This window comes from Cupriavidus sp. AU9028, from assembly GCF_019795295.1.
Lineage (GTDB): Bacteria > Pseudomonadota > Gammaproteobacteria > Burkholderiales > Burkholderiaceae > Cupriavidus.
In genome coordinates this window covers 1-13,383 of sequence record NZ_JAIMCG010000017.1, presented here as the reverse complement: position 1 = coordinate 13,383, position 13,383 = coordinate 1, and the positions used below count along the sequence as shown (strand labels likewise).

Genomic DNA, 13,383 nt, shown 5'->3' with positions numbered 1-13,383 from the left:
TCTTGTTGTGCAAGGAAAGCGCCGCCTGGGGCGAGGCGGGCCGCGGGGGCGGCTGCGCTAAATCCGGCATTCTAGCGCCCCACCGGGGCGCCCGCGTGGATTCCTGCGGGGCCGCGCAACACCGCTGTTGCGTAAAGATCGCGCTTCTGTCAGAGCGGTTCGATGCGGATGTCGACAGCCAGCGTTTCCGCGCCGCCACCCTCGCGGATGCCGCGGATCGGCGCCGCGGAGCGGTAGTCCCGGCCTACCGCGAGCCGCACATGCCGGGTGTCGGTATGGCAGCCGTGCGTCACATCGATGCTGCACCACAGGTCACGCTGCGGATCGATGCAGACATCGGCCCAGGCGTGGCTCGCCAGGTCGGCGGCGGCGGGATCGTAGAAATATCCGCTGACGTAGCGCGCCGGCACCCCGAAGGCCCGGCACGCCGCCACCATCACTTGCGCCTGGTCCTGGCAGACTCCGGCGCCCAGCGCGAAGGCCTCGGCCGCACTGGTGCCGACATCGGTTGAATTGGGCTGATAGCGGACCCGTTCGGCAATGCCCTGCGCCAGCGCCAGCAGCGCGGGCGGCTCATGTCCCGCGCTCAGATACGGCGCGGCAAAGCCGCGCAGTGCCTCGGGGGCCTCGGTCAGCGCGGTGCTGGCGCGAAAGTACAGCGGCGACACGCGCGCCTCCCCGTCGGGCGGTACATCGCGAAAGCACGGCTCCTCGGGGCGCGGCCGCACCGCCACCTCGCCAGTGGCGGCAATGGCGATGGTCTCGGCAGGAGTGGCCAGCGTGAAGTTGTGGACGATATTGCCGAAGCCGTCCCGGGCTTCGGTCAGGCTGCCGGGCACCGCCACCTCCCACCGCTCCACCACCTGCAGCGGCCCCGAGCGCGGCGTCAGCCGCAACTCGTGGACGCTGCGCACGACCGGCTGGCTGTAGCGGTAGAGGGTGTGGTGGTGGATCCGATATTTCACGATAGGGGCCGGTGGACGACCGTCATGCCGCCAGCGGCGGCACGAGGAAATCCCGGCTGATGCCGCTGCCGAGGTCGCCGATGCGCTCCAGGAAGCTGGTCAGGAAGGCGTGCAGGCCGACGGCGAAAATGTCGTCGATCCGTGCAAACCGCAGGTCGGCATGCAGTTTACCAGCGTGGCGCTCGGTCTCGGCCGATTGCTGGTTGCGCACCAGCGCGAGGATCGCGCACACCTCGTCCATGCTGGAGACCAGCGAACGCGGCATGTCGCCGCGCAGGATCAGCAGCTCCGCCACGCGCTCCGGCGTGATGACCGTCCGGTAGATCTTGCGGTAGACCTCGAAGCCCGACACCGAGCGCAGGATCGCGGCCCAGTGATAGAAGTCGTTGTCGATGCGCGCCGGTTCGGCGTGGCTGGCTATCGCCTGGAATTTGACGTCGAGAATGCGCGCGGTATTGTCGGCGCGCTCCAGGAAGGTGCCCAGCCGCATGAAGTGAAAGGCGTCGTCCTTCAGCATCGTGCCGAACTGCACCCCGCGCGCCAGGTGCGAGCGGAACTTGACCCATTCGAAGAACTGCGAGGGATCGTCGCGCAGCATGCCATCGGCGATCAGGCGTTGCACCTCGAGCCAGGTGGTGTTCAACGTTTCCCAGACTTCGGTGGTCAGCGAGCCGCGCACCGCCCGCGCGTTCTCCCGGGCCGCGCGCAAGCAGCTCATGATCGAGGACGGATTGGTCATGTCCCGGACCATGAAGTCGATCACGTCGTCACGCGAGAGCAGGCCGTACTTCTCGTCGAAGACATGGGTCAGCTCGGAGATGTCGAGCATCGCCCACCAGCCCTGCTCCGCGACCTCCACCGACTGCGGCAGCAGCGATGTCTGGTAGTTGACGTCGAGCATGCGCGCGGTGTTCTCCGCCCGCTCGGTGTAGCGCGCCATCCAGAACAGGTGGTCGGCGGTACGGCTCAGCATGATGGGTTCCCCCGTGTCGCCTGCCGCCGGCCCTGCAGCCGGCGATGGCTTCGATCGGCCTGTGTTGCATCCTCGGGATCGCGCGCCATGCAGGTGGCGCCGATCGTCCTGCTCAGCGCTCCAGCACCCAGGTGTCCTTGGTTCCGCCGCCCTGCGAGGAATTGACCACCAGCGACCCCTCCCGCAGCGCGACCCGCGTCAGGCCGCCCGGCACCATGCGCACCTCCTTGCCCGATAGCACGAAGGGCCGCAGATCGATATGGCGCGGCGCGATGCCAGCCTCGACATAGGTCGGGCAGGTGGACAGCGCCAGGGTCGGCTGTGCGATGTACTGATGCGGCCTGGCGCGCACCACTTCCCGGAAGGCATCGATCTCGGCCCGCGTCGCGGCCGGGCCGACCAGCATGCCGTAGCCGCCCGCGCCATGGGTTTCCTTGACCACGAGTTCGTCGAGATGGTCCAGCACATAACGCAGATCGTCCTCCCGACGGCACGTCCAGGTCGGCACGTTCGACAGCAGCGGCTGCTCGCCCAGGTAGAAGCGGATCATGTCGGGGACATACGGGTAAATGGACTTGTCGTCTGCCACGCCGGTCCCGATGGCATTGCACACCGTCAGGTTGCCCGCGCGATAGACCGACAGCAGCCCGGCCGCGCCAAGCGTCGAGTCCGGCCGGAACGCCAGCGGATCGAGAAAGTCGTCGTCGATGCGGCGGTAGATCACGTCGATGCGCTGGGGGCCCTGCGTGGTGCGCATGTACAGGTGGTCGTCCTGCACGAACAGGTCGCTGCCCTCGACCAGCTCCACGCCCATCTGCTGGGCGAGGAAGGCATGCTCGAAGTAGGCCGAGTTGTACATGCCGGGCGTCAGCACCACCACGGTGGGATCGGCGATCGATTGCGGCGACACGCTGCGCAGGGTATCCAGCAGCAGGTCCGGGTAATGCGCCACCGGCGCGACCCGGTTGCGGGCGAACAGCTCGGGGAACAGCCGCATCATCATGCGGCGGTTTTCCAGCATGTAGGAGACGCCGGAAGGCACCCGCAGGTTGTCCTCCAGCACATAGAACTGGCCTTCGCCGGCGCGCACCACATCGATCCCCGCCACGTGCGCGTAGATATCGCGCGGCACGGCGATGCCCAGCATCTCGGGCCGGTACTGCGCGTTGTCGTAGACCTGCTCGGGCGGAATCACGCCGGCGCGAATGATGTCCTGGGCGTGATAGATGTCGTGGACGAAACGGTTCAGCGCCGCAACGCGCTGGCGCAGGCCCCGCTCCAGCAGCTCCCACTCCGCCGCCGGGAAGATACGCGGGATCACGTCGAAGGGAATCGTCCGTTCGGTGCCGCTGTTCGCTTCGTCCTTGTCGCCGTAGACAGCGAAGGTAATCCCCACGCGCCGGAACACCAGGTCGGCTTCGGCCCGCTTGTTCGCCATGGCGGCGTCGGGTTGGCGCGACAGCCATTCGGCGAAGCTGCGGTAGTGTGGACGCACCGCTTCCGCCGACAGCGGCTGACCCGCCCTGATCGCGGGAACCCCCGCGATCCCCGCCGGCCGCCCCTCGTCGTCCTGCAGCATCTCATCGAAAAAGCGCGCCGCCATGGTGGCCATCCTCCGTGTCCCTCTTTGCCGGGCAGCGCTCGCCCCATCGCGGATGCGCCCGGCTCGACAGGGATTAGCAAGATGTCTGCCAGCGGCCGCCCCATACCGGTGCAACGCGCAGGGGCAACGGTCAACCGGGGGACGCCGGCTGGTGCGCCGCCCTGTCCAGGATCTGCCTGACCAGCACCTCGGGCGGCTGCCGCACGTCGAGCACGAGGGCGTCGCGCGGCTCCTCCAGGGTGTCGAACTGGCTTTGCAGCAGGCGCGGGTCGAAGAAATGCCCCTTGCGTCCGGCAAGGCGGCCGCGGATGGTTTCGATATCCCCCTTCAGATAGACGAAGCAGACGCCGTCCTCGTCGGGCGTCAGGCGCTCCCGGTAGGCTTGCCGCAGTGCGGAACAGGCGAACACCTGCGCTTCGCCGCGCGCCCGGCACGCCTCGATTGCCGCGCGCATCGCGTCCAGCCAGGGCCAGCGGTCCTCGTCGGTCAGCGCAATGCCGGCCGCCATCTTCGCCTTGTTCTGCTCGCTGTGGAACTCGTCGGCATCGCGAAAGCCGCAGCCCAGCGTCTGCGCCAGCAGCATGCCGACGGTCGTCTTGCCGCTGCCCGACACCCCCATCACGATATAGATCATCTGCCTCGTCTCCCATGTTGTCGCCGGCCCGGCAAGCGCGCCCTCCTCTTTCCGACGCCGTTCTGGCTGGCGGGTTCCGGCCTGCTGCGGGCCGACCTGCCGCCTATCCCCGCCTGTCCCGCCTATCCCTGCCTACACCCGCCTACTCCGGCATGGGTGGCGCTTCCCGCCAGTAGCGACGCTCGGTCTGGCGAAAGGCGCGCACCGCAATGCTGCCGCCGTCGACAAGCTCGGCGCTGAGCATGCCGGCGCTGTCAGTCCGCCAGCGGGCGATATCGCGGACGCCGTAGCGCGCCCATACACGGGGGTGCGGATGCCGGTAGCGGTTGCGGTAGCCGAGCTGGAACAGCGCACCGGCGGGCCGCACCGCATCGAGCCAGCCCGCGGTGGAGGAGCTGATGCTGCCATGGTGCGGCACCAGCAGCAGGTCCGCCCGCAACTGCTCGGGCGCCAGTCGCAGCAGCATCGCCCGCTCGCTGGCGGCATCGATATCGCCAGCCAGCAGCATCGACCCCGCTGGCGACGATATGTGCAACACACAGCTGCGCGCGTTGCTGGGCAGCGCGGACTGGCCCGCCTGCCCCGGTGCCGGGTGCAGGAAGGCAAAGCGCACACCGTCCCACTCCCAGTGCATGCCCGCCGCACAGGGCGCGCGCGAGGGGGCGGCATGTCCGGGCGGCGCGCGCAGCAAGGGATGGCCCAGCGGCGCGCCCGACCACAGCCGCGCCACCGGCATCGCCCCCAGCACCGCACGGGCGCCCCCGGCATGGTCGGCATCCTCGTGGCTGATCACCAGCGCGTCCAGATGCCGGATGCCGCTGGCGCGCAGGAACGGCAGCACCACCCGCTCGCCGGCACTGGACGGCGCGGGACCGTCGGCATCCGGCTGCGCGAAGCGCGGCGGCGGAACGCCGGAGGGCGCCGCTGGCTGCCGCCCGGGCCGCGCGGGACTCGCCGCTGCAGCGGGCCCATACGACGGCCCGGCGTCATACAGCAACAGATGGCGGCGCGTTTCGATCAGCACCGCCGCGCCCTGCCCCACGTCGAACGCCGTCGCGCGAAAGCCCTGCGCCGGCGGCGACCGCCCCGCCGCAAGCAGCGGTCCCAGCAGCAGCAGGCCATGGAGCCGGAGCCGCCAGCCGAACCCGGCCGGGGCCAGCAGGACCAGCGTGCCAGGTACCGCCAGTGCCACGGCAAGCGGTCCCGGACTGGCCGCCTGCCAGACCGCCCAGTCCGGCGCCGCCAGAACCGTCAGCAGGGATTCGAGCGCACGTAGCGCCCGGTCGCATCCGCCCAATAACACAGTGCCGGCGATCGTCAGCGGATGCGGCGCGGCGGCGGCCAGCGTCACGCCGGCGCAAGCCGGTGCGAGGGCCACCAGCGCGGTGGCAAGCAGCACGGCGGGCGTCACCAGCAGGCTGACCAGCGGTATCGCCACCGCATTGGCCAGCGGCGACACCAGCGACAACTGCTGAAACAGCACCAGTGTGGGGGCGATCAGGCCCACCGTCACCGCCCATTGCACATGCACGGCCTCGTGCCATGCAGCGCGCGCCCACGCTGCGATGCGGCTGCCCCAGCCTGGCAGCGGCACGTCAGCGGCATCGGGCCGATCCGCCGGCTTGCCTCCTCGGCGCCCCACCGCGAGGAAAATCGAGGCGACCGCGCCGAACGACAGCCAGAAACCCGCGGACCTGGCCGCCCACGGATCGATGGCAAGTGCCGCCGCCGCGGCCCACGCCAATACCAGCGAGGCGGGCGGTGTGCGATGCAGCCACAGCGCCAGCGCTGCCGTCGCCACCATCGTCACGGTACGTTGCGCGGGGACTTCCATGCCCGAGACCAGTCCGTGGCAAAGCGCTGTCAACACGGCCGCACAGGCGGCGGCGTGCTGGGCGGGACAGCGCAGTGGCAGCGGGCGCCGCAGCAGGCGGCCCAGCCCGAAGGAGCGGCGCCAGCCAAGCCGCACGGCAGCCGCCGCGAGCCCGGACACCATGGTGATATGCAACCCGGAAATGCTGATCAGGTGACCGATGCCGCTACGGTTGAACAGCCGCCATTGCGAAGGCGTAATGCCGCCCTGGTCGCCGATCGCCAGCGCGACCAGCACGCCCGCGTAAGAGGCGTCGCTCGGCATCGCCGAGCGCAGGCGCTGACGCAGGCGGGCGCGCAACCGCGCGACCCCGCCATGGCGCCACGATGCCACCGTGGGCAACCGCTCCCCCTTGCGCACATGGCCGACGGCCCCAATGCCGCGCTGCAGCAGCCAATACTCCTGATCGAAACCGTAGCGGTTCGCCAGCCCGTGCGGCCGGCGCAGCCGCGCCGTCAGCGTCAGGCGGTCGCCGGGCAGCAGATCGGCTGGCGCCGCTTGCCAGCTGAGCAGGATGCGCTCCGGCAACGAGCGATGGACCGCCTCGGGCGTGAAGACGGGGGTAAAGACGAAGCGCAGCCCCGGCGACTGCTCGGCGGGAAGGCTGGCGACGGTGCCCGAGAGCTGCAGATCGGTGCTCTCCAGCGCGGGCGGCAGCCGATCGGCCAGCCGCCCGCTGGCCCGGTACGCCGCCCAGCCGGCTCCGGCCGCGCCACCGGCGGCGCAGGCGATCACGCCGGTGACCAGCCAGGCCGCGACTTGACGGCCTTGCGCAGGTCGTCTGGCGAGACATCGCCGCCAGTGCCCCAGCCCGCAGCCGATCGCCAGCGCGCAGGCAAGCCCCACCAGCGCGACGGCTGGCGGCGGCAACGCCGGCAGCTGCTGCACCAGCCAGCAGCCCGCAACAAAGGCGCAAAGCGTCAGCCGCATGACGCGGCTCCGGTCCGATCCATGGTCGCCTCCGCAGACAGGGAATCCTGTCGCACGAGGAGGCAGTTATAGCGGGAAACTCAGCGGAAGAACGTGTCGGCCGGTGACCGATGTGTGCCACGCGTTTGACGCGCGTTTGCCGCGTGTTTGCCGCCCGCTTGCCGCCCGTTCGCCGCGCGTCAGGCCGCGGCGCGGCCGGGCCCCATGGTGTCGGCAAAGCGCGCCAGACGCGGGATTGCGGCCACGGCATTGGCCCAGGTCGCCTGCGCCAGCGCGGCGGGGTCGATGCCGCGCAGCGCCGCCAGTTCGACCGCAATGCCGGCCACCTCGGCGGGACTGTTGCGCGCGTTGCGCTGCTCGCCGAACTGGCCGTCGGTCAGCCACGACGGGGCGATATCCGGCGCGTCGGTCTCGAGCACCAGGGCGTCGAGCGGCAGGTTGGCCGCCAGCCGCCGAATCTGCCGTGCCCGCTCGAAGGTCAGGTTGCCGCCAAACCCCAGCTTCAGGCCAAGGTCGACGAAGCGCGCGGCCTGCTGCTCGCTGCCGTTGAAGGCGTGCGCGATGCCCTGCCGCACGCCGATGCGCCGCAACTGCGCGGCGACCTGATCCTGCGAGCGCCGCACGTGCAGCAGCACCGGCAGATCGAACTCGCGCGCGATCTTCAGCTGCTCGATGTAGAGCCAGGTCTGATGGTCGGCCTCCAGCCCGGGCACGAAAAAATCCAGTCCGATCTCGCCGATGCCGACGAAACGCGGATCGACCAGCGACGCCTGCACTTCGGCGCGCAGCCGGTCCAGGTCAGCCTGGCCGGCGCCCGGCGTGCACAGCGGATGGATGCCTAGCGCGTAGACGCAGGCAGCATGCCGCTGCGCCAGTGTGCGTACCGCGCCGAAGTTGGACACCGCGACCGCAGGCAGCACGATGCCATGCACCCCCGCTTGCGCGGCGGCCTTGACCACCGCATCGCGGTCCGCGTCGAACTCGCTGGCGTCCAGGTGGCAATGCGTATCGACCCACATTCGCTGTCTCTCCTCGCCGGCGGCGGCCACCGCCGCCGCCCCGCGTCAACGTTCGCGATGCAGATGACCGTCACGCAGCCGCAGCACGCGGTCGCAGCGATTGGCCAGGTCGATGTCGTGCGTGACGATGACGAAGCTGGTGCCGAGCGTGCGCGACAGCTCCAGCATCAGGTCATAGACGCCGCCCGCGGTATGGTCGTCCAGATTGCCAGTCGGCTCGTCGGCCAGCACGCAGGCCGGCTGGCCGACCAGGGCCCGCGCGATCGCCACGCGCTGCCGCTCGCCGCCCGACAGCTCGCCGGGACGATGGCGCGCCCGCTCGCCCAGGCCCACGCGCGCCAGCATCGCCTGCGCCGTCTCGCGTGCCGGCTGCTGGCGCAGTCCGCGGATGCGCATCGGCATCGCGACGTTGTCCAGCGCGGTGAACTCCGGCAGCAGGTGGTGGAACTGGTAGACGAAACCAAGCGAGCGGTTGCGCACCTGGTTACGCTCGCTCTCGCGCAGTTCGGTGAAGGGCCGCCCATGCAGCGCGACCTGTCCCGCATCCGGGTTGTCGAGCCCGCCCAGCACATGCAGCAGCGTGCTTTTGCCCGAGCCCGACGCGCCGACGATGGCGACCTTCTCGCCGGCGTGGATGCTCAGGTCCACGCCCTTGAGCACTTCGACATCGAGGCCGCCCTGCCGGAAGCGCTTGCACAGTCCCTGCGCGACCAGCACCGGCTCGCCGCGGCCCGCGCCGGTCGACTCGGCGGTGTTGCCGCCGGCGCGTTGCACCGCGGCGTCGTTCAGCATGGCCTCACTCATAGCGCAGTGCCTCCGCCGGATTGACGCGGGCGGCCCGCCAGCTCGGATACAGCGTGGCGAGCACCGCCAGCACGAAGGAGATGATGCCAATGGTGACGATGTCGTTCATGCGGGGATCCGACGGCAGTTCGCTGATGAAGTAGATGTCGCGCGGCAGGAACTGGACCTGCAGCATGCGTTCAATGAAGGGCACGATCACGTCGATGTTCATCGCGATCAGCGTGCCGCCCGCCACGCCCAGCACGGTGCCGATGAAGCCGATCGCCACGCCCTGCACGATGAAGATCCGCATGATCGAGCCGGGTTGCGCGCCCATGGTGCGCAGGATGGCGATGTCGGCCTGCTTGTCGGTCACGGTCATCACCAGCGTCGACACCAGGTTGAACGCCGCCACCGCGATGATCAGCGTCAGGATGATGAACATCATCCGCTTCTCGGTCTGCACCGCGGCGAACCAGTTGCGGTTCTGCTTGGACCAGTCGCGCAGATAGAGCTCGCCGCTGAGGGTGCCGGCGAGGGCGTCGGCGACCTGGGGCGCGCGCTGCATGTCTTCCAGCTTCAGGCGAACACCGTTGGGGCCGTCCAGCCGGAACAGCGTCTGCGCGTCCTGCAGGTCGATCAGCGCCAGCGCGCTGTCGAACTCGTAATGGCCGGACGAGAACACGCCGACCACGGTGAACTGCTTCAGCCGGGGCAGCACACCTGCCGGGGTGATGGTGCCCTGCGGCGCCACCAGCGTGACCTTGTCTCCGACCCGCACGCCCATCGCGGCCGCCAGCTCGCTGCCCAGCGCGATGCCGAATCCGCCCGGGGTCAGCGCCTTGATGTCGCCGGCCTTGAACTGGCTGCCGACGTCGGACACCTTGGGCTCCTCGGCCGGGTCGACGCCGCGCAGCAGCACGCCGCGCACCGCATCGTCGCGCGTGAGCATCGCCTGCGCGGCCACGTAGGGCGCGGCGCCGACGACTTCCTTGTTGCGCAGCGCCTCGGCCGCGGTCTGCCGCCAGTCGGGCAGCGTGCCGGGGCCGATCACCTCGATATGGGCCAGCACCGACAGCATGCGGTCGCGCACTTCTTTCTGGAAACCGTTCATCACCGACAGCACCACGATCAGCGCGGCGACGCCAAGGGCGATGCCGAGCATCGAGATCATCGAGATGAACGAAATGAAGGTATTGCGGCTGGCGCGCTTGCTTGCGCGGGTATATCGCCAGCCGATCTGCCACTCGTACGGGAGATTCAAGAGAGTTCCTGTCAATGATGGGAATGCCCCGCCTGCCGCCTTCGCGGGAACGGGCCAGGCATCGTCCGGGGACTGCGGCCAGCCGCGAGTTTACAATCTCGGCAACCATGATGACGCACCTGACCCTGATTGTGCCCTTTTCGGTCCCCCCGGGAGCCGAGGAGCCGGCCAGCCTCGCCGCAGGCGGCATGACCGACGCCGTGCTGCGGCAGTTGGAGCTGCCCGCCCTCGGAAAGTTGCTCACGCGCGGACGGACCGTCTCCCGCGAGCGGCATGGCGAGGGCTTCGACCCCACCGCGCTGCGTTCGCTGCCGCACCAGCGCTGGCTTGCCACGCGCGCCGGCCTGCCGGTCGCGCCTGTGCCGGCGGCGCCGTACATGCGCCTGGCGGACCGCACCCCGCCCGGGCAGTCCGCCCAGGCCGCGGAGGCGAGCGACGGCCGGGCCTGGACCTGCCTGGAACCCGTGCATCTGCATGCCGCGCGCGACCACCTCGTGCTGGGCGACCCCGCACAGCTGCGGATCCGCGCCGACGAGGCCCAGGCGCTGCACGCCGCCATCGCGCCGCTGCTGGACGAGACCGGCATCCCGCTGGAAATGCCGCTGCCGGAACGCTGGTATCTGCCCGAAGCGGTGTTCGGCCCGCTCGATGCCACCCCGCCGCTGCGCGCCGCCGGCCGCAATATCGATATCTGGATGCAGCGCGGCGAACGCGAGCGCGACTGGCGCCGGCTGCAGAACGAAATCCAGATGACCTGGCACGACCACCCGGTGAACCAGGCACGCGAGGCACGCGGCGAGCCCACCGTCAATTCCGTCTGGCTGCACGGCGGCGGGGTCCTGCGGCCGGTGGCGCCGCTGGCCGGCGCCGTGTTCGGCGACGAGCCGCTGCTGCGCGGTCTGGCGCTGGCCGGCGGCGCGCGCGCCCTGCCCGCTTCCGCCAGCTTCGACAGCGTGCGCCAGACGCTCGCCGCGGGCGGTGACGGCGATGCGATGGTCCAGGTGGACACCACCACCACGGCCTGGCTGGAAGAGGACTGGGGACGCTGGATCGAGCAGATGCACGCGCTGGAAGCCAGCTGGTTCGCCCCGATGCTGGCGGCGCTGCAGGAAGGCCAGCTGCGCTCGGTCGCGCTGGTCCTGTGCGGCGACCACCATTACGCGCAGATCGAGGTGCAGCGCGGCGATCTGCGCAAATTCTGGCGCGGCCTCGGCGGGCGCGGCAACTGGCGCGGCCTGCTGTCCGACCTCGCGCTGGCCGCCTGAGGCGATGCCCTGCCTTCTACAAGCCGCCCCCGCGCACTGGATCCCGTGACCCGAATCTCATGAACCGAATCCGATGACCCGTATCGCCATCCGCCAGCATCAGCCCGACCATGCCACCGCACTGGCGGCGCACGGCCTGCATCCGACGCTCGCGCGCATCCTGTCCGCGCGCGGCGTCACGCACGCCGGCGAGCTGGCCACCGGCCTGCCCGAACTGACGCCACCGTCCGCGATGAAGGGCATCGAGCAGGCCGCGGTCTATCTCGCCGATGCCATCGCCGCGCAGCGCCGGCTGCTGATCGTCGCCGACTACGACTGCGACGGCGCCACCGCCTGCGCGGTGGGCGTGCGCGGACTGCGCATGCTGGGGGCGCGGGTCGAGTACATCGTGCCGAACCGCTTCGAATACGGCTACGGGCTGACGCCGGAGATCGTCGCGCTGGCCGCGCAGCGCAACCCGGACATCATCGTCACCGTCGACAACGGCATCGCGAGCGTGGACGGCGTCGCCGCCGCCAATGCGCGCGGCATCGACGTCGTCGTCACCGACCACCATCTGCCCGGCGACCGGCTGCCCGATGCGGCGGTGATCGTCAACCCGAACCAGCCCGGCTGCGGCTTTCCGAGCAAGAACCTGGCGGGCGTCGGCGTGATGTTCTACGTACTGCTCGCACTGCGCGCGGAGCAGCGCCGCCGCGGCGTGTTCACGCAGGAAACGCAGCCGCGCCTCGATACCCTGCTCGATCTGGTCGCACTGGGCACGGTCGCCGATGTGGTCCGGCTCGACGTCAACAACCGCATCCTCGTCGCACAGGGCCTGCGCCGCATGCGCGCCGGCCGCATGCACGCCGGCGTGGCCGCCCTGTTCCGCGCCGCCGGCCGCGAGGCCGCACGCGCAACAACCTTCGACCTGGGCTTCGGGCTGGGCCCGCGGCTCAATGCCGCCGGGCGGCTGGCGGACATGTCGCTGGGCATCGAATGCCTGCTGACGGACGATGCGCAGCGGGCTTGGGACATCGCCCAGCAGCTCGACGCGATGAACCGCGAGCGCCGCGACATCGAGGCGGGCATGCAGCAGGAAGCGCTGGCGATCCTGGAGCGCCCGCTCGACGGCATCGACCCGTCGTCGCGCTTCACCGTCAGCGTGTTCAACGACACCTGGCACCAGGGGGTGATTGGCATCGTCGCATCCCGGCTCAAGGAAAAATTCCACCGCCCGACCATCACCTTCGCTCCCGGCGACGAATCGACCATCAAGGGCTCCGGCCGCTCGATCGCGGGCTTCCATCTGCGCGACGCGCTGGACCTGGTCTCCAAGCGGCACCCCGGCCTGCTGGTGAAGTTCGGCGGCCACGCGATGGCGGCGGGCCTGACGCTGAACGCGGGCGACTTCGAGCGCTTCATGGAGGCGTTCGAGGGCGTGGGCCGCGAATGGCTGACCGACGAGCATCTGGCACGCGTGATCGAAACCGATGGCGACATCGAGGACCACTGCTTCGACCCGGCCTTCGTGTCGCTGCTGGAGCAGCAGGTCTGGGGCCAGGGCTTTCCGGCGCCGACGTTCTGCGGGGAGTTCGACGTGGTCAAGCAGACGGTGCTCAAGGGCAAGCACCTGAAGCTGCAGCTGGCACGCGGCAAACGCCAGTTCGACGCCATCTGGTTCAACCATGCCGACACGCTGGGCGCCAGCGCGCTGATTGCCTACCGGCTGGACAACAACACCTTCAATGGCGTCACGCGCGTGCAGATGGTGATCGAGCACGCGCAGTAGCGTTCTGGTTGGTCGTTCCCGCGCGGCTGCAAGCCGCTGGGTCCCCGCCTGCGCGGGGACGACGGACTATTGCCGCAATCCCCGGCCCGCATCGTTCCCGCGACGCGAATCAGCGGCTCTCCCTGTCGTTCCCGCGCGGGCGGGAACCCAGTGACTCTCGCCGTCGTTCCCGCGCAGGCGGGAACCCAGTGACTCTCGCCGTCGTTCCCGCGCAGGCGGGAACCCAGTGACTCTCGCCGTCGTTCCCGCGCAGGCGGGAACCCAGTGACTCTCGCCGTCGTTCCCGCGCAGGCGGGAACCCAG

General features: G+C 70.0%; 10 protein-coding genes. 2 read left to right on the top strand and 8 right to left on the bottom strand.

The annotated features are described in order from the left end of the window. Nucleotides 1-149: 149 nt before the first annotated feature. From K6V06_RS17125 to K6V06_RS17090, 8 genes are all read right to left on the bottom strand, one after another. Nucleotides 150-965 (bottom strand): transglutaminase family protein, encoded by an 816-nt coding sequence (locus K6V06_RS17125; RefSeq protein WP_222245335.1) that lies wholly within the window; start codon nt 963-965, stop codon nt 150-152. A gap of 22 nt (nt 966-987) precedes the next feature. Beyond that, on the bottom strand, nt 988-1,938 hold the full coding sequence (locus K6V06_RS17120) for an alpha-E domain-containing protein (RefSeq protein WP_222245334.1): 951 nt from the start codon (nt 1,936-1,938) through the stop codon (nt 988-990). Between the two features lie 112 nt (nt 1,939-2,050). Further along, complete coding sequence (locus K6V06_RS17115; RefSeq protein WP_222245333.1) at nt 2,051-3,541, bottom strand: circularly permuted type 2 ATP-grasp protein; 1,491 nt, start codon at nt 3,539-3,541, stop codon at nt 2,051-2,053. Between the two features lie 130 nt (nt 3,542-3,671). Continuing rightward, nucleotides 3,672-4,175 carry a gluconokinase gene (locus tag K6V06_RS17110; RefSeq protein ID WP_222245332.1) on the bottom strand — a complete coding sequence of 168 codons (504 nt, stop codon included), beginning with the start codon at nt 4,173-4,175 and terminating at the stop codon, nt 3,672-3,674. Nucleotides 4,176-4,317: 142 nt separating this feature from the next. Next, entirely contained in the window at nt 4,318-6,978 is a 2,661-nt protein-coding gene (locus K6V06_RS17105; RefSeq protein WP_222245331.1) for a DNA internalization-related competence protein ComEC/Rec2, read from the bottom strand. Between the two features lie 179 nt (nt 6,979-7,157). Then, on the bottom strand, nt 7,158-7,997 hold the full coding sequence (locus K6V06_RS17100; RefSeq protein ID WP_222245330.1) for a TatD family hydrolase: 840 nt from the start codon (nt 7,995-7,997) through the stop codon (nt 7,158-7,160). Nucleotides 7,998-8,042: 45 nt separating this feature from the next. Then, entirely contained in the window at nt 8,043-8,801 is a 759-nt protein-coding gene (gene lolD, locus K6V06_RS17095) for a lipoprotein-releasing ABC transporter ATP-binding protein LolD (RefSeq protein ID WP_222245329.1), read from the bottom strand. Beyond that, complete coding sequence (locus tag K6V06_RS17090; RefSeq protein ID WP_222245328.1) at nt 8,794-10,044, bottom strand: lipoprotein-releasing ABC transporter permease subunit; 1,251 nt, start codon at nt 10,042-10,044, stop codon at nt 8,794-8,796. The genes lolD and K6V06_RS17090 overlap by 8 nt, the downstream gene beginning before the upstream one ends. Before the next feature lie 107 nt (nt 10,045-10,151). Here K6V06_RS17090 and K6V06_RS17085 point away from each other — a divergent pair, with 107 nt between their 5' ends. Further along, a complete protein-coding gene (locus K6V06_RS17085) occupies nt 10,152-11,309 on the top strand; it encodes a hypothetical protein (protein WP_222245327.1) in 1,158 nt (385 codons plus the stop codon). A gap of 73 nt (nt 11,310-11,382) precedes the next feature. Then, entirely contained in the window at nt 11,383-13,080 is a 1,698-nt protein-coding gene (gene recJ / locus K6V06_RS17080; protein WP_222245326.1) for a single-stranded-DNA-specific exonuclease RecJ, read from the top strand. Nucleotides 13,081-13,383: the final 303 nt, after the last annotated feature.